Annotated in this window: 8 protein-coding genes and 1 pseudogene; all 9 read right to left on the reverse strand. The window is 66.9% G+C overall.

The annotated features are described in order from the left end of the window. Window positions 1-113: 113 nt before the first annotated feature. Window positions 114-167, reverse strand: a pseudogene (locus NIBR502771_RS21310) (hypothetical protein); the annotation flags it as partial. Beyond that, window positions 167-2,776, reverse strand: a complete 2,610-nt coding sequence (locus tag NIBR502771_RS19120; protein WP_141161088.1) for a transglutaminase family protein — start codon at window positions 2,774-2,776, stop codon at window positions 167-169. The pseudogene NIBR502771_RS21310 and the gene NIBR502771_RS19120, both read right to left, overlap by 1 nt. After that, entirely contained in the window at window positions 2,773-4,116 is a 1,344-nt protein-coding gene (locus NIBR502771_RS19125; protein ID WP_141161089.1) for a DUF58 domain-containing protein, read from the reverse strand. Before NIBR502771_RS19125 ends, NIBR502771_RS19120 begins: the two co-directional genes overlap by 4 nt. Window positions 4,117-4,185: 69 nt before the next feature. Next, window positions 4,186-5,157: a MoxR family ATPase gene (locus NIBR502771_RS19130; protein WP_141161090.1), complete on the reverse strand. Its 972-nt coding sequence runs from the start codon at window positions 5,155-5,157 to the stop codon at window positions 4,186-4,188. A 78-nt stretch (window positions 5,158-5,235) separates the two neighbouring features. Continuing rightward, complete coding sequence (locus tag NIBR502771_RS19135) at window positions 5,236-11,346, reverse strand: Ig-like domain-containing protein (protein ID WP_141161091.1); 6,111 nt, start codon at window positions 11,344-11,346, stop codon at window positions 5,236-5,238. Window positions 11,347-11,493: 147 nt separating this feature from the next. Next, window positions 11,494-17,667, reverse strand: a complete 6,174-nt coding sequence (locus NIBR502771_RS19140) for an Ig-like domain-containing protein (protein WP_141161092.1) — start codon at window positions 17,665-17,667, stop codon at window positions 11,494-11,496. 143 nt (window positions 17,668-17,810) lie between these two features. Continuing rightward, complete coding sequence (locus tag NIBR502771_RS19145; RefSeq protein ID WP_141161093.1) at window positions 17,811-19,007, reverse strand: adenylate/guanylate cyclase domain-containing protein; 1,197 nt, start codon at window positions 19,005-19,007, stop codon at window positions 17,811-17,813. After that, window positions 18,997-19,593 carry a PH domain-containing protein gene (locus tag NIBR502771_RS19150; RefSeq protein WP_141161094.1) on the reverse strand — a complete coding sequence of 199 codons (597 nt, stop codon included), beginning with the start codon at window positions 19,591-19,593 and terminating at the stop codon, window positions 18,997-18,999. The genes NIBR502771_RS19145 and NIBR502771_RS19150 overlap by 11 nt, the downstream gene beginning before the upstream one ends. After that, complete coding sequence (locus NIBR502771_RS19155) at window positions 19,586-20,494, reverse strand: biotin--[acetyl-CoA-carboxylase] ligase (RefSeq protein WP_141161095.1); 909 nt, start codon at window positions 20,492-20,494, stop codon at window positions 19,586-19,588. The genes NIBR502771_RS19150 and NIBR502771_RS19155 overlap by 8 nt, the downstream gene beginning before the upstream one ends. Window positions 20,495-20,500: the final 6 nt, after the last annotated feature.

The following is a 20,500-nucleotide window of genomic DNA, read 5'->3' on the forward strand; positions in this document are numbered from 1 at the left end:
GTGGGGCTCGCTTCCCGGGCACCGCTCCTGTCGTAGCCCACCACAGGATCCGGGGTGCGCGTCCGGCGCGCCGCCCGGTTGGGCAGCGGCGCACCGCAGGCAGGGCAGAAGGTGGCACCCGCACGGATCTGCTGTTGGCAGCGCGGGCAGCGTTCGGGATCAGGCATCACTGCTGGCTGGGTCCTTGCTGGTCTGGCCCTGGCGCTTCGCGCTGCGGGGTTTCCGGCTGGGGCGCCGAAGTTGGGGCGGGTGTTCCGGCGCTCTCCCCCGCGGCGTTGCCGTCGGCGAGGCGGCGGCGCGCAGCAAGGATGCCGCCCACCGCCGGGAGCGCCACGCGGCCGCCGCGCAGTTTGAGGCCATTGCCGGAGTTCATCGCGGTCCGGGCGTCGGCCAGCAGCGAACGGGGCGAGAAGCGTGCCTGCTGCCGCCGCCAGAATCCCATGCCGGAGGTCATTTCCTTGAGCGAACCATCAACGATGGTCCAGTACTCGCGGACCTCCTCCTCGGTGGGTTCCCCGGCTCCGAAGATGGAGGCGTCCGCCCGCCGCGCCAGCATGGTGGTTGTTCCCTGGGTGGCAGGGAACGCTTCGGCCAGCACGGCGGCGCTTTCGCGCCGCGTCGAGCGGGTGTCGACGGCGGCGCCCAGGTCTGTCGCGAGGCTCACCACCTCGTTCCATCCTCCGCCCACACGCTGGGCGGGGTGCCCGTCGCGGAAACGCGACTTCCGCCGTCGCGCCTTCAACAGGCCGATCAGCAGCAGCGGCAGCGCCAGGATCACCAGCGGGACCGCGACGACGCCCAGGGCGCCCAGGAGGGCACCCCAGAAGAGCCAGGGGTTGTTCTTTTTCTGGTCGGCGTCCAGAGCGTCCGGCGATGAATCCGGCGGCAGGTCTGCCGGTTCCTGCGGCGGGGGCGGCGGCTGCAGCACCTGCGGCTTGGGCTTGGACTTGTTTTCGGGGTCCGGCGGGATGGGAATGTTGTCCTTGGGCGGGGTGGGATCGAAGCTGACCCAGCCGACCCGTTCAAAGGCGACCTCAACCCAGGCGTGGACGTCCTTGCCGGTGATCTTCACCTCGCCGGCACCGTTCTCCGGGCTGGTCGGTTCAGGGTAGAAACCCATCACCACCCTGGAGGGGATGCCCAAGTGCCGGAGCATCAGGGACATGGCCACCGCGTACTGTTCATCGTCGCCCAGCATCTGCTTGGCCGTGAGCAGGCTGCGGATACGGGCGGAACCGTGGCCGGAGACGCTGGGCAGCTGGCCCTCACTGACCAGGCCGTTGCTGAACGCCCCGGTTTTCTGGAAGTGGGCTTCGATCTGGCGGACCCGGTCGATGGCCGTGGGTGCATCGGCGGACAGGTCGTTGGCCTGGGATCCCACCACCGGCGGCACTTCCAACGCGTCCGGGAGCGACACCTTGGCGAAGTCGTATTGCGTCAGCTGGCCGTGCTCGAGCTTGACGGGGTCGGAGACCTGGACGCTGTAGGAGTCGCCGCGGGACAGCCCGTTGGTGGTCACGGCGGTGTCGGAGCCGGGGTTGAAGTAGAGGCCGGCAGCAGCGGCGGAGCCGGACTGGTCAAAGCTGATGCCGGTGGTCTTTCGCCCGCCGGGGACAAAGTAGCCCTGGTAGTCCTCGATGTTGATGCTGATCGAGTAGTCGTTGGTGGGCACCACGCCGGATGAGTCGGCGAGGGTGTTGATGGATTTCGCATCCCCCACCTTGCTGAAGTTTCCGGAGCCATTGGGGTCCATGTTGTAGTTGGTCCCGTTGAAGGCATCCAGCGCGCCGAGCCGGACCCGGCCGTCCTTCGGGAGGCCCTTGACCACGAACAGGGTGTCGTCCTTTTTGTCCTTCACGTACGTCCGGAAGCTTGCCAGGGGCGTGATGTAGTCCTTGGGGTCGAACGGGGGCACCACCACGTTGCGGAGGACTTTCCGGTCTTCTCCTGCGCTGACGAGCGGTGCGGCCACCGCGGTGACCCCCACGCTGGCAGCAATGACCCCTGCCGCCATGCCCAGCCGGCGGATCCTGGCCCGGCGTGCAGCGGCCGTGTCTGTTTGCGGGTTGTTGACCGCCACCCGGCGGGTGTTGTTCCGCCGCAGTGCGTCGCGGCGGAAGGTGGCCCAGGCGATGCCGAGGACGGTCAGGCCGATGCCGCGTTCGAGTGTCAGGAACGCGGCGTTGGTGCTGAAGGCGATTCCGGTGACGAACAGGACCAGCACGGGCAGGAGGGGCAGGTAGGGGCTTTTGGCGCGCCAGGTCAGCAGCGCAGCGACGAGCGCCGTGATCAGGGAGCTCAGGAAGGGGACAATGAGCACCCCGCCGGCTGTGCCCACAGGCACGCCGACCGTGAGCATGTCCTTCCAGGCGAAGACGACGCCGAGGAGCAGGGTCCGCAGCGAATCAAGGGTGGGGACGAAGCCGGCGATGGCAGCGCCGGGTACCGCCAGCCAGGTTCCGAGGACCAGGTAGGCGGCGAGCGCCAGGGCTGTAGTGATCAACAGCCCCAGCCGCAGGTGGGCGTTCGCTGCGCCGATGGCCAGGCCCAGCACGATTCCGCCGAACCCGGACAGCAGGTAGTACGGGTCCCCGCCGAAGCTGAGGCCGAAACCGAGCAGGCCCAGGCCCAGCAGGACCACCAGTGCCCCGGCGTCGAGCAGGAAATGCCATGGCGGCTGGCCGTCCACGAAGGCCGACTCCGTGGTGGCCGCCTTGCGGCGGGTACGGGTTGGGGGAATCTGCGTTTGCGGGGAGCGGCCCGGTGCGGTGCTCATGCGGCCGCCTTTCTCAGCACGATGGCAAGGTCGGCCAGGTCGCCGAGCGTCAGGACAGTCAGGTCTGCGATGTTGGCCCGGGTGGGGGCCACCCCGGCTTCCACCCTGACCGCCAGGCTACGTACACCCGGCGGGACGGAGGCGGCGGCGGAGCGGAGCTGGGTTGCCGTCACGTTGCTGCCCACCACGAAGAAGACCACCGAGGCGTTGGGCACGGTGTCGGCCAGGGTCCGGGCGAGGTCGACGGCGGTGCGGCGCATGGGGGCGCCGACGATCCGGGTCATGTCGTCCAGCATGTTGCGGCCGGTTTCGCAGCGCAGGGGGCCCTTTTGGGTCAGGACGTCCAGTTCACGCTGTTCGCGGATGGCCTGCCGGCCGATGGAGGCAGCCACGGAGATGGCCATTTCGAACTCGGTCTCGGAGGCGTATTCCTCGGTGTTAATGGACAGCGAGATGGCCAGGTGGGCGCGCCGGGTTTCCTCGAACTGGCGGACCATGAGTTTGTTGGTGCGGGCGGTGGTTTTCCAGTGGATGTGCCGGCGGTCATCGCCCGGCACATAGTCGCGCAGGGCGTGGAAGGAGACGTCGGCGCTGGAGAGGTCCGTGGTGGGCATGCCCTCGAGGTCGCGGATGAAGCCTGCGGCGGAGCCGGCCAGGGCCACGGTGCGCGGGTGGACGAAGAGGTCCTCCGGGTCGGTCCAGAGGACCTGCCGGCGCAGGAGGTGCAGCGGGTCGGCCCGGACGGAGCGGACCGGTCCCACCACGATGACGGCACGCCGTGCCGTGGGGATGGTGAAGAGGTCCTCGTGGACCTGGCCCGGCTTCATCCGGGGCAGGTGGAACACGGCGGTGGTGCTGCCCACCGGAAGTTCAAGGGCCGCAGGCAGCAACGGCCGCGCGGAGGTGTTGGAGACGGCGATGCTTCCGACCGCGCTGTCCCCCACCGCCACGCGGGTCCGGGCAAGGTCCAGGACCACGCCATAGGACGACCGGCCCAGGATGAAGGCAACGGCGATCACAAACATGGCGAAGGCGGCAATGGCCGCCGCCGTGGCCTCCTGCCAGCCGAAGGCCTGGCCGGTGGCCCAGAGCAGGATAGCTGCAGCCAGGACGGACCAGCCCAGGATGCTGACCACGGACAGCACCGGCCATGCATACTTCAGCCAGGTGTCCCGGACGGACCGCCACGCGGGCGTCAGGGCCTGGAGTGCGGTGCTGCTGGCTTCGGACCACACCGCGGCAGGGTGCAGCCGGGTGGGGCGGCCGTTCCGGTGGAAGAGTTGCCGGAAACGCTCCGCGAACCGGGTCAACGGGGTGCCGCTGGACGTGCCGTCGGACATAGGGGTGCCTTCGTTGTTGCGCTGGAATGGAATGGCGGGGGCTGCGGCGGTCGGCCGCAGCCGGCCGGCTCAGGCGTTGGTGCGCTGCTGCGGGGCGGCGACGTCGGCCAGGATCCGGGTCAGTACGGCCTCGGCCGTGGCGCCGGAAAATTCCGCTTCGGGGTCCATCACGAACCGGTGCGTCCACACCACGGGCGCCAGTTCCTTGATGTCATCCGGCAGGACGAAGTTCCGGCCCTGCGAGGCTGCCCAGACCTTGGCGGCCCGGACCATGGCCAGGGCACCACGCACGGACACCCCAAGGCGGGTTTCCGGGGCGTTGCGGGTTTCCTCGCACAGCCTGGAAATGTATTCCAGTACTGCGGTGTCCACGTGTGCCGTTGCGGCGAGGTCTGCCATGTCCGCCACAGCCTGGGTGGTGATGACGGCGGACAGTTCCTTGGAGCGGTCCTTCAGGTTGCTGCCGCCCAGGAGCCTGACGGTGGACGCGTGGTCCGGGTAGCCGATGGAGGTCTTGATCAGGAAGCGGTCCAGCTGGGCCTCGGGCAGGCGGTAGGTACCGGCCTGCTCGATCGGGTTCTGGGTGGCCATCACCATGAAGGGACGGCCCGCGGAATACGTGACGCCGTCCACGGTCACCCGTGATTCCTCCATGACCTCCAGCAGGGCTGACTGGGTTTTGGGCGAGGCGCGGTTGATTTCGTCGGCCAGGACGATGTTGTTGAAGATCGGTCCCTTGTGGAACTCGAACTTCTGCGTCTTCTGGTCGTAGATGGTCACGCCGGTGACGTCGGAAGGAAGCAGGTCAGGGGTGAACTGGATGCGGTTGTTGGAGCCCTGCACCGTAGCAGCCAAGGCCCGCGCCAGGGAGGTCTTGCCGGTGCCAGGTGCATCCTCGAACAGGACGTGCCCTTCGGCCAGCATGGCGGTAAAGGTCAGCCGGATGACGTGTTCCTTGCCCAGCACCGCCTGTCCCACGTTGGCAACCAGCTTTTCGAACGTGTCGGCAAACCACTCGGCCTGCTCAATGGTCATGGTCATGAAAGTTGCTTCCTTTTGATGGGTCGAAAGTTGTCGTGTGGGCCCGGGAGGCCCGGGCCCACACGATGGATGCGGTTGCTAGCGGTTAGGCATGCCATTCGGCGGATTGCAGCCCACGTTGGAGGTGTCGCAGCGGAGCCAGTTACCGGACGCCATCCCGGAGTTCAGGTGGTACCAGATGCCGCTGGGGTTGTTGGACGTCTTGTACCAGACCTGGTAGCGGTCCGCCGTGGACGGGGCACCGGCATCGAGCCACTTGCCGGCACCGGTGCACTGTGAGGGGTTGCCGGCGATGTAGCTGTCAGTCCCCTGGCGGGGCTCCGTGCAGCTGCGGACCGGGCTTGCCGTGACGTACCAGTCCGTGGGCGGGGGCGGTGTGTTGTCCGGGCCGGACGTTGACGTGACCGGACCGCCGACGGCGCCCGGGGTGACCGTGTAGGCACGGACCCGCAGTCTGTGGCTCGTGCTCCAGCCGCCGGCGCCGGCATCAAACTTGTTCGCCTTGCCGACGTTCTGCCAGCCGCCACCATCCATGCTCACCTCGTAGTAGCTGAGGGGCCTGCCGTTCGTCGCCGGGTCATTCCAGGTCCAATGCACCTGTCCATCGCCCTTGGCCGAGGTGCCGCCGTTGATATTGGGGGCGTTGGCAGGACCGTAGGGGTTTCCGGTGCCGATGGCCTTGGCGTCACCGGCCATATTGTTCTTGGTGGACGTGGCAATGATGGTCACGGTGATGTCCCGCCCATTGGTCATGCCACCGATGGTTCCTCCCCCGGCTTTGATCGAGCCGGTCCTGCCGTCGGCGTTGTAGGAGTAGGCAATCTCGGAGGCGGTGGAGCCGTTGCGCTGTGCATCGGTCAACGGCGTGAATGTCACGTCCAGCTGGCCGCTGGTCCCGTTCTCCTTCACCGTTCCAGAGTTGACAGTGCCAGGCTTTCCAGCTGCCCGAATTGCGGCAGACTGCGCGCTAGTGGCACTGGTTCCGGCCTTGTTCGTTGCCGAAACCGTGAAGGTGTAGTTCGTTTCCGAATTGTCCACGGTGACGTTTTGCGAGGTGCCGGCTACCTGCTGGCTGGCAACGGCGGCCCCTCCCCTGAGCGTGGTCAACGTGTAGGAGGAGACGGCGTCGCCGTTGTTGTTGGGCGCCGACCACACGACGCGCAGCTGGCTCTGCGAACCAACCGGCGTGGCCTGGGAGACGCTGGGGGCCGTCGGCGTGGCGGGGACTCCGGCGGGCACCTCGGCCGCGGAATAGGGACTCCATTCGGACGGGTCCTTGGCGTCATTGCGGGCCAGGACCCGGACCTTGTAGGACACGCCGTTCTGCAGGCCCTTCCACACGTAGCTGACTGACGTCAGTCCCTGGATCTGGGCGTTTTGGCCAGCGGGCGCCGGCGAGATTTCCAGGTCGTAGGACTTGACCGGGGACCCCTTGCTGGCCGGCGCGGCCCAGTTGACCGTCAGCTGCTTATCGCCGAACTTCAGCGACGGAGCCTGTGGCGTATCCGGTTTAACGTCCGGACGGACATCGGCGGACGCCGGCGACCGGTCGGAATCACCGAACTCGTTGGTTGCCGTCACCTGGAAGTGGTAGGTGGTGTTGTTGGTCAGGCCATTGAGGGTGCAGGTGTTGGCCGGGCATTCCTGCCGGAATCCGCCCTCCCCGAACACGGTGTACTTGGTGATGGGCGAGCCCCGGTCGGCCGGTGCCGACCAGGTGAGCAGCGCCGTCTGGTCGCCCACACTCTGCGCCTGCGGCGTGGTGGGCGCCGCCGGCTTGTCCTTGACGGTCAGCCGGACCCGCGCAGTGGCGTGCCGGGACGCATCCCCCGTCTTGTCCTCCACCGTGTAGGCCACCACCATGGTTCCGGTAAAGCCCGGCGCGGGGGTTACGGTCACAGAGTCACCGTTGACGCCCACGTTGCCGCTCCCCGTTTCGGTATTGGCGGCGATGATCTTCAGCGGTGTTTCGGGGAACGGGTTGGCGTCGTTGGCGAGCACGTTGATGGTCACCGGCTTGCCGGCGGCGGCGTTGTCCTGCACGTCGTCGTTCGCCACCGGTTTGGGCCGGTTGGAGGCGGTTACTGCAAGCTGGTACGTGGCCGTGGCCTCGAGCCCGCGGGGGTCGATTGCCTTGACCTGCACGGCGGCGCGGGTTCCGGTTGCCGTGGAGTCGGCCGCCGAAACTTTCAGCGTCTTGCCTTCGATGCGTGCAGAGAACCCGCCGGGAGAGTCTCCCACCAGTTCGTACTTCATCTTCTCGACGTCGTCCTGGTCGGGATCTGAGGTGAGCTTGCCGAGGTCGGTGCTGGCCGAGTCACCCTTGGGAACATCCACGTTGGCGCCAAGCAGCTCCGGCGGGTTGTTCTTGTTGGGGTCCGGCAACACCTTGGTGCGGATGCTGAGGGTGGACTTGAGGCCGGCGGGATCGTCCGGCCCGGTACCGTCGGTCACCTCGAAGGTCAGTGAACCGGGGCCCACGTAGTCCGCACCAGCCGTGTACTTCAGGCCGGTGCCGTCGCGCGTTACCGGATCGCCGCCGTCGGCACCGATGAGCTTGATCCTGTCCGCCTGGGTCAGCCGGGGTGAACGTCCTTCCCGGACCTTGACCCATTCCTTCAGGTCGACGTCGACGGATTGTCCGGCCACGACCTCCAGGACCTCGTCCTTGGCCAGTGTGGGGACCTGCTGGCCCAGGCCTGGCACCCAGATGATGGCGGTGGACTGCTGGCCGTCGACGTCTTCCACCGTGTACGGGATCAGCTGTGGCTGTTCGGTGAGGTCCACCAGGACGTTGCCGTTTCCGCCGGGCCGCGCAGTGGTGGCCTCGGTGCTGATCTTCAGGTTTTCGCCCACGCCGTCGGGGTCCTCGTCGTTCTTGAGGACGGGAACGTCCACGGCGGTCTTGCCCATGGCCTGGGCTGATGTCACCCTGTCGTCGCGGGCGATCGGCGCCTTCAGCGGCACGTCGTTGTCCACCACCAGGCGGATGGTGGCCTGGGCGGTGGCGTCCCGGTCGTCGGCGATGGTGTAGCGCACGTTGACGGTTCCGGCCTCGTTCGGGGCCAGGAGGATGATGCGGCCGCTGTTCCTGCTGACGGTGGCCTGCAGGGAGGGGTCGGCCTCGATGCCGTCGGTGAGGATGCGGATCCGGTCGCCGTCAGGATCGGTGTCGTTGGCAGTGGCGTCGACGGCAATCTGCCGGCCGGGACGCACCCGGACCTCGTCGTCCACCGGGGTGGGCTTTTGGTTCATGTCACCGCGGGGCGCGATGCCCACCGTGACGGTTCCCGTGTTCACTGCCCCCTGGCGGTCCACCACCTTGTAGCGGAAGGTGTCGGTGCCGGCACCGTCCCCGGCGGCGGTGAAGTCGATGAAGTTGCTGCCCACCGTGGCGGTTCCCATGGCAGGGGTGCTGTCGATGCCCGTCAGCTGCACGGAGTCGCCGTCGGGATCGATGCCGTCGAGGGGAACCGGGATGCGGACGGTGCCCGCAGCCACCACGCGGGCTGTCAGGTTCCGCGGCTGCGGCCGGGAGTTCTCCGCGCCCTCGAGCGGGAGGATGTGGATGGTCACGGCGGCGGCGCTCTTCTGGCCCTGCGGATCCACCGCGTTGTAGATGGCGCGCACGGTCTTGGGCTGGCTGCCCGCTATGAACCGGAGGGTGTTCTCTGAGACGAAGCTCTTCCCGTCGGCAGGGTCAACCGCCTGCGGCAGGACCGGGTCCACGGTCAGTTCCTGCCCCTGCGGGTGGGTGTCGTTGTCCAGGACGGGGATGGTGACGACGTCGTTGACGCGGACATTCACCTCGTCCGGCTTGGGCTGGGGTGCTTCCACGACAGCGGGGGCCGGCACGGGCACCACGGAGACACTGCCGGTGGCGGACTTCTTTCCGTTGGACATGGTGTATTCGAACAGGATGGGGTCCTTGGTTCCCAGGATGTCCGTAATCCGCAGGACGCTGTGGTTGATCACGCTGACGGACACCGTCGCGTTGTCCGGGAGCTTCACGGACTGAAGCACCAGGACACCACCGGAGGGGTCGGAGTCGTTGGCCAGGGGGTCCAGCAGGACACTGCCGCCGGTGGGCATCAGGGCAACGTCATGGACCGCGACGGGATCGCCGCCGTCGTTGCCGGATTCGACGTCCACCCGGATGAGGCCCTGGCTGCTTTGGGGGCCGTTGCTGGCGATGTACGTCAGGTAGACGGGGCCTGGGGTGCTGCTGCGGAAGGTGAAAGTGCCGCCGTCGGTGACGGGGCCAAGTTCGGCGGGGCCGTTGGCTTCCACCTGGGCCAGGCGGAGGGCACCCCCGTTGGGATCGACGTCGTTCTTCAGCGGGGAAATGACCAAATCCTGGCCCACCACGGCGGTGACGTGGTCGGCGTTGACCACGGGTGCCAGTGCACCTGGCGGCTGGACGTTGACAACTACCTTGCCCGTGACGGTGGCGCGGCCGTCCCAGATACTGACCTGGACGTTCTTCTTGCCGGCAGTTGCGCCGGAATCCTGGAAGGTCAACAGGCCGTCGCGCCGCACCTTGACCTGGTCCTGGTCGTTATCGGCCTTCGCGTCCAGCAAGACCAGGTCGTCGCCGTCGGGATCGATCCAGTCGGTGAGGATGTTCTGGCTGACGGTTTTGCCCTGTTCAACCAGCATGGTGGTGTCTTCGCCGCGTTTGAACTTGGGCGGCTTGTTTTCGTCGGGTCCCACCACGTTGAGCGTGACCTGTCCCGTGGCGGAGAGGCCGCGGCCATCCGAGGCACTGTAGTTGAAGGTCTCGGTGCCCGGCTTGGCGTCCGCGGGGACAGTGATCTGGAAGGCGGTGCCGCCGTAGATGCTTTCCAGCGTTCCCGATTTGGGTCCGGCGTCCCCCACCGCTGCGGTGAGAACGTCGCCGTCGGGGTCTGAGTCGTTGTCCAGGACGCTGAGGATGGTGGTGCGGCCGGGGCGGACTCCGACGGCGTCGGGCTTGGTTTCCGGCGGACGGTTCGGTTTGGTGCGGTCCGGCAGGATGTTAATGGTGTTGTTGTCCGCCGACTCCTGGTCCTGGTCGTCGGACTGGTTCTTGGGTGGGATGACGTCGTCCCAGTTGTTGACCAGCTGCATGTTCTGGTTCACCAACCACACATTCCCCGAATTCACATCATTGAGGACCACCAGGTCCCGGTTCACCCGGAAAACATACGACGGCGACGCACTCGCCTTGGGCACCGCAACATTCTTATCGTCACCATCATTGACACAGTCCCGGACATACTTGTTCGCACCCGACCACGCCGCATGCACACACCCACCCAACTGCACCGGAGCAGCCGGAACCCCCTCACCGTCGAACCCCACGGTCTTCGCCGTCGCCCCGTCCAACGGCTGCTTCAGCAACGCCTTCCGCGTTGCAACGGCAACGAAATCACTGCCCGGCCCCGGCTGCTGCAACTTCGCATCCCGCGCATTATCCAACTGCAGCCGCTTCCCACCAGGCAGGAACAGGTTTCCCGCGGCAGCATCCAACACCACCGGCTGGTCCCCCACCACCGTCATCTGCAAATCCCCGGCACCCTTAAGCCCATCCCACGTACTGGACTCCGACGACGCCACACCACCCTCGGCATCAACACCGGTCACCGTCACGCTGCCGGTCTTCGGATCCGCCGAATAAATCCGGTCATCCGAACCCACCACCGACACCAGGCCCGCCGAACCCACCAAAACCGGCTCCGACGCTTCCTTATCAAAACCATTCACGGTGGACGGCGACACCGCCCACACCTTCCCCGACGCAGCATCCGTCACCGAAATCGTCCGCGCCCCAAAACTCACATCAGCCGCCCCCGGCAACTGCTTATCCCCACCCAAACGCATATTCGCCGGCGACACCTGGTTCAACGTCGAACCAGACTCATCATCGACGAACACCTCACCCGCATGCTGCAACACATCAAACGTCGACGACGCCGGCGTCACCGCCCCATCCAACACCCGCGACGGATAATTCAACCGCCCCACAGCATTCTTCGACTTCGAAACCACCCACACACCGCCGTCATTCAACTCCACCTCAGTGGTCTTAAACCCCGGATACAACACAGCACCCATCACCACCACAGCCACCACAGCACCAAACGCCGTACCGGTGACGAGTTTCTTGTGTCGCTTTTTCAGCCCAAGCTTCCCCAGCAGAGTTGTCACAGCGTTAATTTCCCTCAGATTGTGTAGCCAGATGGCGGCCTGGTGGCAGGACAGGCAGCAGGCTTCCTTTTCCCCGGGGTAAGCCTACCGAATAGCGGAAACCGCCGCGATGGGGACAACTGCCCGGGCAGTGGCCGGGCAGGAGGCCTAGCAATGCGGTGCCCCCAGCCCGGCAGGATCGGCAAGCGTGGTGTGGCCGGCGATCACGTAGCGGCCAACATTGCGTGCCGAGCCGGATTCAACCCGCCACCACCGGACGATGCCGTTGCCGGACCAGTTGTCGCTCTGGTCGATCCAGCACGCCACCATGATGCGGTCCTGGTCCGCCTTGTAGAACCAGGGTGGGCTGTCGGCGTTGACGCCGACACAGTCGAAATAGGGACTTGGCCGGTAGTTCGATCCGCCCAGGGTGAAGGTGCAACTCCTGACGAAGTTGGGGTCGGAGGTCTTGATCCGGGTTTCCCACAGGCCTTGCTTGCCCGCTGTGGCGCTGGCGGTAACCACCGCGCTGCCGGTGCCGACGGAGTTGAAGGTCTGGACCGCGATGGTGACGGTGTCACCGAAGTTGGTCGTGTTGACCGTCCTGCTGCCGGAGGGGGCAACGTTCTCCCAGCCGCCGTTGTTGATTCTGATCCTCGTTTGCGCCACGTCGTTGGTGCTGGTGGACGGGGAGGACCAATTCAGGGTGGCCGACTTCTGGTTCACGCCGCCGTTTTGGCCGGACGCGGAGGGGGTGCCCGGGGAGCCGAACGGCGTGGCTGAGGCAGGGGCGCTCCCATCAGAACTCGGGGCCACCGTGGAGTTGGCGACGACGGTGATACTGACGGCGTTGCCGTTGGTGAAGCCGCCGATGGTCTGGCCGGGCGTGATGGGCCCGCGGGAACCGTTGCTCGCGTTGTAGCTGTAGCTGACTTCGTTTTCGGCAGAACCGTTACGTTCCGCCGCGGTCAGTTTGCGGAAGTCCACCGTCACGGCGCGTCCTGCTCCGCCGGTGTTCGCCGGCGTGGCCGTGACCCCGGAGACCGTCGCCAGCTTGCCGGTGGCGCGCCGGGGCGCGGAGGGCGGGCTGACCGCGCCCTTGCCGGCCTTGTTCTCAGCCTGCACCGTGAACGTGTATGCGGCCTCAGAGTTGTTGGCGGTGAAGTTTGCGGTGCGGACGTTACCGGGGACGGTCTGCGTCTGGGCAGGGGCGTTGCCGCCGCTCATGGTCACGTAATAGGTGCTGATCGGATCACCGTTGGTGTTGGGTTCGGCCCACGTGACCCGAAGCTGGTTCTGGGTCCCCACGGATGCTGCGACGGCGGATGCAGGTGCTGCAGGTGCCGCAGGGACTCCGGCGGGATTGTCCTCCGCGGAATAGGTCCCCCAGTCGGAGGCGCCAAGCTCGTTGACGGCCTGGGCGCGCACCTTGTACTTCACGCCATTGGTGAGGCCGGTCCAGGTGTAGTTCAGCCCGGCGACCTCGTTCTTGAGGGCTGCCCCGCTGGCCGGTGGCGGTGAGATCTCCAGGTTGTAGTGCTTCACCGGCGAGCCCTCGGTTTTCGCCGCGGGCCAGGTGATGGCCATGGTCTTGTCCCCCGCCTTCACGGTTGGGGCTTCCGGTGGCGATGGCTTCTCGTCAGGCCGGATTTCATTGGACTGCGGCGAGGCCTGCGAGTCCCCCACTTCGTTGGTGGCCAGCACCGTGAATACGTACTTCACGTTGTTGGTGAGCCCGCTCAACGTACAGGTGGTGGTGGGGCACTTCTGTTCGAAGCCGTGGTTCGAGCGGACGGTGTACCCGGTGATGGGAGCGCCGTTGTCCGACGGCGGCGCCCACTTGAGCACGGCGGTTCGGCTGCGGACGTCGGTGGCGCTGGGGGCGGAGGGTGCGTCGGGTTTGCCGCGGACGGTGAGGCGCAGGCGGCCGTCCACCTGGCGGGACAGATCGCCCGTCTTGTCGGCCACGGTGTAGCGGACCACCATGACGCCCTTGTACCCGTCAGCCGGGGTAACGGTGATGCTGTCCCCCGACACGGACGGCTGGCCTGCTGCGGCGCCCGTCTCCACGGTGGCGCCCACGATCCGCAGGGGCGTATCCGGGAAAGGGTTGAAGTCGTTGGCCAGGACGTTGACCTGTTCCGTCTTTCCTGCGTTGGCCTTGTCCACAGCATCGTCGTTGGCCACTGGCAGGGGCCGGTTGGATGCTACGTGTCGTGCGGCGATGGTGGCGCCCACGGCGGGTGACCTGCCGTCGGTGACCTTCACTTGGATGTTCCCGGTGACGCCGATGCCAAGGGAACCATCGGCAGTGATGGCGAGCGTGGCGCCGTCGACCTTTGCGCTGAAGCCGGCAGGAAGCGTCCCGTCCAGTTCGAAGCGGAGGTTGTCCTTGTCCCGTTCGTCCACGTCCTTGGCCAGTCCGGCGAGGTCCACCGTTGCCGTTTCGGCCTTGGGGACGTCCACGGAGGTGCCGCTGAACGTGGGCGGGTGGTTGGCGTTGGGGTCCGGGACCACCTTGGTCATGATGACCAGGGTGGATTTCAGGCCGTCGGCGTCGTCAGGTCCGGAGCCGTCCGTTACTTCGAAGGTGATGGAGCCCGGGCCCACATAGTCCGGTCTGGCGGCGTAGCGCAGGGCTTTGCCGTCGGACTGGATGATGCCATCCGGGGAGCCGCCCTGGACGCGGACGGAGTCGGCCACGGTGATCCGGGCGCTGCGGCCGCTGCGGACCCGGACGTATTCGGACAGGTCCAGGGTGACGTCCTTGCCGGACATGACCTCAACAGGGTCGGTCTTGGCGAGGGTGGGGTACTGCGCGCCCTGGCCCGGGATCCACATCAGGGCGGTGGAGGTGAGGCCGTCGACGTCCGTGACCGTGTAGGGGATCAGCTGGTCTTCCGGGGTGAGAGTCACCACTACGTTGCCAGAGCCGGCGGGCCGGGCGTTCGGGTTGCCGTCGGGAAGGCTGACCTTCAACTCGGAGGCCACGCCGTCGGCATCGGAGTCGTTCTTCAGGACGGGGACGTCCACCGCGGTCTTGCCGAGGGTTTCGGCCACCGTCACGTGGTCGTCCTTGGCCACGGGGCGCTGGAGTTCGGCGTCCGGGCTGATCCGGACCCGGATCACGGCGCTGGCGGAGGCCTTCTTGTCGTCCTGGATGCGGTAGCTGATGCTGTCGTTGCCGGCGGTGCCCGGGGCGGTGAACAGCACTTTGGCAGCGTCCGTTGCCTCAACCTGCAGGTCGGGCCTGGCCTCGAACCCGTCGGAAACCAGGCTCAGCGGGTCGCCGTCGGGGTCTGAATCGTTCGCCAGGGCCTCCACGGCCACCTTGCGGCCGGGCCGGACGTCCACGGCGTCATCCACCGCGATGGGTTTCTGGTTGTTGGCCTCCGGCGGGGCGATGCCGACAATGACTGTGCCGGTGTTTTCGGCGCCGATCCGGTCCCGAACCCGGTAGGTGAAGCTGTCGGTGCCGGCAGCGTCCCCGGCGGCTGTGAACTCCAGGTAGCCGTCGCGCACCACGGCGGTTCCCATGGCGGGTGCCTTGTCGATGCCGATGAGCTGGACGGAATCGCCGTCTGCGTCGATGCCGTCCAGCGGCACGGGGACCTTGACGGTCATCCCGGCCACCACGCGCGCGGTCAGGTTTCGGGGCTCGGGCCGGGTGTTCCGGTCATCGTCCCGGGCGCGGATGCGGATGGTCACCTGCTGCGAGTCCACCTGCCCGGAGGCATTCTGAACCTTGTAGATGGCGTACACGGTTTTCGCCTCGGGCCCGGCCACGAACCGCAGCTGGTCTCCCGACACGAACATTCGTCCATCGGCTGCATCGGGCTGTTGGGCCAGGTCCGGGAGGAGGGTGAGCTTTGATCCGTTGGGGTCGGCGTCGTTGGCCAGGACGGGAACAGTGACGACGTCGTTGACCCGGACCGTTGCTTCGTCCGGCTTTGCCTGGGGTGCCTGGAGCTTGGCCGGGGCGGGAACCATCAGCACCGCGATCTCGCCGGTGGCCGATGACCGGCCGTTGGACACGGTGTACCGGACCGTCAGCTGGCCCTCGGCGCGGATGTCGGTGATCCTTACCACCGAGTGGTCCAGCACGGCCACGCTGACCGGCAGTCCGGCGTCGGCCGTCACGGACTGCACCACCAGCACGCCGCCCGAGGGGTCCGAGTCGTTGCCCAGGACATCCACCAGGACATCCCCGCCGGTGGGGAGCAGCGCGGTGTCCCGGACGGCCACCGGGGCGCCCTCGTCGGTGCCAGGCACCACGTCAACGCGCACCAGCTGCTGTGCGCTGGCCGGTCCGTTGGTCACCAGGTAGCTGACGTAGTGGGCACCAAGGGTCCGGGAGTTGAAGGTGAACGTCTGCTGGTCCGGGTTCAGGGTTGCCGTAGTCTCGGCGTCCGGGGTGGCCTGCGCCAGCCGCAGCGTCCCGCCCTGCGGGTCCGAATCGTTCTTGAGCGGGGTGATGACGGTGTCGGTGCCGGCAACGGCCACTACGTGGTCGGCGTTGGCGATGGGCGGCAGGGCCCCTGGGCTCCTGACGTCGACGGTGACTTTGCCTTCCGCGGTGGACTGGCCGTCGGAGACCGACACGGTGAGGACCTTGCGGCCCGGGGCGGCACCGGAATCCTGGAAGGCCAGCTGTCCGTCCGGGCGGATCCGGGCCTGGTCCAGCGGATCGCTGCTGGACACTGAGACGGCGAACAGGTCATCGCCGTCGGGGTCCATCCAGTCCGGAAGGATGTTTTGCGTGACCGACTTGCCTGACTGGACCACCAGCGTGGTGTTCCGGTTGGGCTTTTGCCGCGGCGCAGTGTTGGTGCCGGGCGGGATGACGTTGAGCGTTATGTCCGCCGACGCTGACAGGCCGCGGCCGTCGTCCACGGTGTACTTGAAGGTCTCACTGCCGGCCTTGTCGGCGGGCACGGCGACCTGCAGGCCCGTGGAGCCATAGATGGGCGAGACTGCGCCCGTTTTGACGCCTTCGGGGGTTCGGACAGTGAGGACGTCGCCGTCGGGGTCGGAGTCGTTGTCCAGGACGGGCAGGATGGTGGTCTTCCCGGCGCGGATGCCGAACTGGTCGGGCTTGGCCACGGGGGCGCTGTTGGGTTTGGTGCGGTCCGGCAGGACGGTCTGCTGGACCTCGTCGGCGGAGTCCTTGTCGGCGTCGTCCGAGGTCTGCTGCGGTGGGATGACGTCGTCCCAGTTGTTCACCAGCTGCATGTTCTGGTTCACCAACCACACATTCCCCGAGTTCACATCATTCAGGACCACCAGGTCCCGGTTCACCCGGAAAACATACGACGGCGACACACTCGCCTTGGGCACCGCAACATTCTTATCGTCACCATCATTGACACAGTCCCGGACATACTTGTTCGCACCCGACCACGCCGCATGCACACACCCACCCAACTGCACCGGAGCAGCCGGAACCCCCTCACCGTCGAACCCCACGGTCTTCGCCGTCGCCCCGTCCAACGGCTGCTTCAGCAACGCCTTCCGCGTTGCAACGGCAACGAAATCACTGCCCGGCCCCGGCTGCTGCAACTTCGCATCCCGCGCATTATCCAACTGCAGCCGCTTCCCACCAGGCAGGAACAGGTTTCCCGCGGCAGCATCCAACACCACCGGCTGGTCCCCCACCACCGTCATCTGCAAATCCCCGGCACCCTTAAGCCCATCCCACGTACTGGACTCCGACGACGCCACACCACCCTCGGCATCAACACCGGTCACCGTCACGCTGCCGGTCTTCGGATCCGCCGAATAAATCCGGTCATCCGAACCCACCACCGACACCAGGCCCGCCGAACCCACCAAAACCGGCTCCGACGCTTCCTTATCAAAACCATTCACGGTGGACGGCGACACCGCCCACACCTTCCCCGACGCAGCATCCGTCACCGAAATCGTCCGCGCCCCAAAACTCACATCAGCCGCCCCCGGCAACTGCTTATCCCCACCCAAACGCATATTCGCCGGCGACACCTGGTTCAACGTCGAACCAGACTCATCATCGACGAACACCTCACCCGCATGCTGCAACACATCAAACGTCGACGACGCCGGCGTCACCGCCCCATCCAACACCCGCGACGGATAATTCAACCGCCCCACAGCATTCTTCGACTTCGAAACCACCCACACACCACCGTCATTCAACTCCACCTCAGTGGTCTTAAACCCCGGATACAACACAGCACCCATCACCACCACAGCCACCACAGCACCAAACGCCGTACCGGTGAACCAGCGGGAACGCGGCAGGCGGCGCCACCGGGGCGCGGCGGAAGAAGGGATCTGGGCGCGCGTTTGTCCGAGCCGTGTCATGTGTGGAAATCCCCCGGTAAATCTAGGCTTCGTGCCTGCTGCCGGCATCACAGGACCCCGGGCACCACAACGATACCGCCATACGCCAACAAGTGGATAAATTCTTTCGGCCCGGTCCGTCCCGGACCCAAAGCCGCCGGAGCCTAGTCCAGGACCAGGCCCTTGCCGCGCCCGCGGGTCAGGCGGACGGGATTGATCTCGCCAAAGCCGCGCACATTCTCCGGGTCCTGCGGAATCAGGACGAACCGTTCGTCATGTTCCAGGGCGGAGGCTGTCATGGAATCCACCAGGACGGTACCAGGGTCCGCCAGGGTGGTCAGGCGGGCGGCGAGGTTCACGGTGGGGCCGTAGATGTCGCCCAGGCGGGACAGGATCCTTCCCCAGACCATGGCTACCCGGGCTTCCGGGAGGATTTCGTCTTCGGTGAAGGCTTCAGCCAGCGCCAGCGAAATCTCCGCACCCGCGGCAGGGGTTTCGGCGATGTACAGGACTTCGTCGCCCACGGTCTTGACCAGCCGGCCGCCACCGACGGAGATGATCTCGGCGCATTTGTTTTCGAAGCGCTGGACCAGCCGGGCAAGCGTCTTTTCGTTCATCCGCCGGGACAGGCTCGTGTAGGACACCAGGTCCGCGAAACCGACCGCGCGGGCCAGGGGCAGCGGCGCGTCGTCCTCGTCGCCTTCCCGGCCTTCCTCGCTGGCCTGCAGCCCGGCTTCGGCGCGGACCGCGAGGCGCTGGACGCCGGCGTTGAGCTGGCGGCGCCAGGAGTAGACCAGTACTTCCTCGAGTGCGTCCACCAAAGCGGGCAGCTCGTTGACCAGGCGCTTGCGGGCCACGGCGTCCGTGACGCCCTGCTCGTGGACCATGTCCTCCACCAGCGCCTCGATCTGCCAGACCACCATGCGGTCGGTCATTTGCCCGATGGAGCGCGTCACCGAGATCGCCGCTTCCTCCGTGAGCTTGCCGGCGCGGACAAGGTCCACCACGGTGGACAGGGCCGCCTGGTCGCGTTCGGTGAAGGCGACGTCCTCGTCGCCGAAGTTGGGGAATCCCAGGGCACGCCAGAGCTTGCGGGCAGAAAGCAGTGAGAGGCCGGCCCCGGCCGCAACTTCACGGCGGCGGAGCTTGCGTTCCCCACCCAGGAGGCGGGCTTCGAGCGCCTTCATGGCCAAGCGTTCCGCGGACATGGCGCCGGTTGGCGGGTGACGGTCGACGCCGGGAAGCTCCGCGGCAGCACCCGGCCCGGTTGCGAAAGGGTCAGGCGAGCCGGCGTCGGACGACGCGTCGAAGGCGCCGGTTTCGATGCTCTCGACGCGTTCCTGCTGGTCCTCATCGGTCATCCCGTCCACCTTCTCTCATGTCCTCCGGAAATGCACCGGCTGGGTAATACGTCGCGCCGGGCTGGGCCCCGCTGTCCTCCGGCAGTTCCCCGATGGCGTCGAGGATGAAGTCCCGGAACCGGGCGACCTCGGGCACGTCGCGAAAGGTCACCATGCCCTGGTGCCCGGTTTCCAAGGATATATTCCCGGAACGCACCAGGCGCTGCAGCAACGATTCATGGACCGTCAGGTTTCGCACCGATGCCAGGTTCACCTGCTGGTCCCGCCGGTTCAACAGTCCGTACCGGGCCACCATCCGCTGGCTGGTCAGCGTGTACCGGGTGCCATGCCAGCGAAGAAGCCGGGGCAGGCAGTAGCCCAGCCACACAGCCGCCGCCGCGAGCACGCAGGCGCCCACCAACCAGGGCGTCCACTGGCGGCCCAGGGCAGGCGCCACGCGTGCGGGGCCGCCGCGGATAACCCAGGCGCTGGCGAAGGCGGCCAAGGCCGGCGCCAGGACGAAGGCCACGGCGGGACCGGCAAGCTTCCGCGGCTGCGGGCGGGTAGTGACGATGACCTGCTCCCCTGGAACAAGGGACCTACGCATAACCACCCTGCTGCGGCGCGTCCGGCGATGACCAGGGCCGCAGGTGCACCACATCGCCGGCCGTGACCACATGCTCACGCGAATCCCGGTCCACTACCAGGAGGGAGCCGTAGTCATCCAGGCGGGAGGCATGTCCGATGATTTCGTGGTCGCCGGGAAGCTGCGCGCGCACCTGCTTTCCCAGGGTGACCATCACGGCCTCCACCCGTTTGTGCAGCGATGGGCCGCCGGCCATGCCCGCCGCGGGGTCGCCGTCGGCGTTGCAGAAACTGCGGTACAGGACAGCGAAGTGGGCCAGGTAGCTTTTCAGCAGCGCGGTGCGGTCTGTGGTGGTGGCACCCTCGATGGCCACGGACGTGGCGGTGGGCACGGGAAGTTCGTCTTCGCCCAGGCTGACGTTAAGGCCGGTCCCCAAGATGACGGGAGGCACGCTGCCGTCCACCATGGGACCGAGCTGGGCCAGGATGCCGGCAATTTTCCTGCCGCGGACCAGGACGTCGTTGGGCCATTTGAGCTCGGCGGGAAGGCCTGCCGTTTCCAGGAGCGTCTCGCGCAGCGCCAGGGCTGCGATCAGGGAAAGCCACGAGTAGCTCTGGGTGGGAAGGGGCCTGCCCTCGGCGTTCACCGGGCGCAAAACCAGGGAGACCGACACGGAACTCAGCGGCGGTGCCTCCCAGCGCCGGTCCAGCCGGCCCCTTGCCGCGGTCTGGTACTCCGCCGTCAGGACGGAGAGGTCAGGCCATGCCGCAGGGTCCACCGTGACGCCCCTCAGGAGGTCGGCGTTGGTGGAGCCGGTGGAGTCCACCACGTCGATCCGGGGTATTCCCGTGGCGGAGAGGAAACGCTGGTCGGCCAGGTCCCCTCGGTTCAGGGGGGTACCCGGTGCGTGTGCGTCATCCATAGCTAG

Source organism: Pseudarthrobacter sp. NIBRBAC000502771 (assembly GCF_006517215.1).
Classification (GTDB): domain Bacteria; phylum Actinomycetota; class Actinomycetes; order Actinomycetales; family Micrococcaceae; genus Arthrobacter; species Arthrobacter niigatensis.

Coding starts and splice junctions, on each gene's coding strand:
- NIBR502771_RS19120 (WP_141161088.1), bottom strand. CDS start 2,776: ATGAGCACCGCACCGGGCCGCTCCCCGCAAACGCAGATTCCCCCAACC.
- NIBR502771_RS19125 (WP_141161089.1), bottom strand. CDS start 4,116: ATGTCCGACGGCACGTCCAGCGGCACCCCGTTGACCCGGTTCGCGGAG.
- NIBR502771_RS19130 (WP_141161090.1), bottom strand. CDS start 5,157: ATGACCATGACCATTGAGCAGGCCGAGTGGTTTGCCGACACGTTCGAA.
- NIBR502771_RS19140 (WP_141161092.1), bottom strand. CDS start 17,667: ATGACACGGCTCGGACAAACGCGCGCCCAGATCCCTTCTTCCGCCGCG.
- NIBR502771_RS19145 (WP_141161093.1), bottom strand. CDS start 19,007: ATGACCGATGAGGACCAGCAGGAACGCGTCGAGAGCATCGAAACCGGC.
- NIBR502771_RS19150 (WP_141161094.1), bottom strand. CDS start 19,593: ATGCGTAGGTCCCTTGTTCCAGGGGAGCAGGTCATCGTCACTACCCGC.
- NIBR502771_RS19155 (WP_141161095.1), bottom strand. CDS start 20,494: ATGGATGACGCACACGCACCGGGTACCCCCCTGAACCGAGGGGACCTG.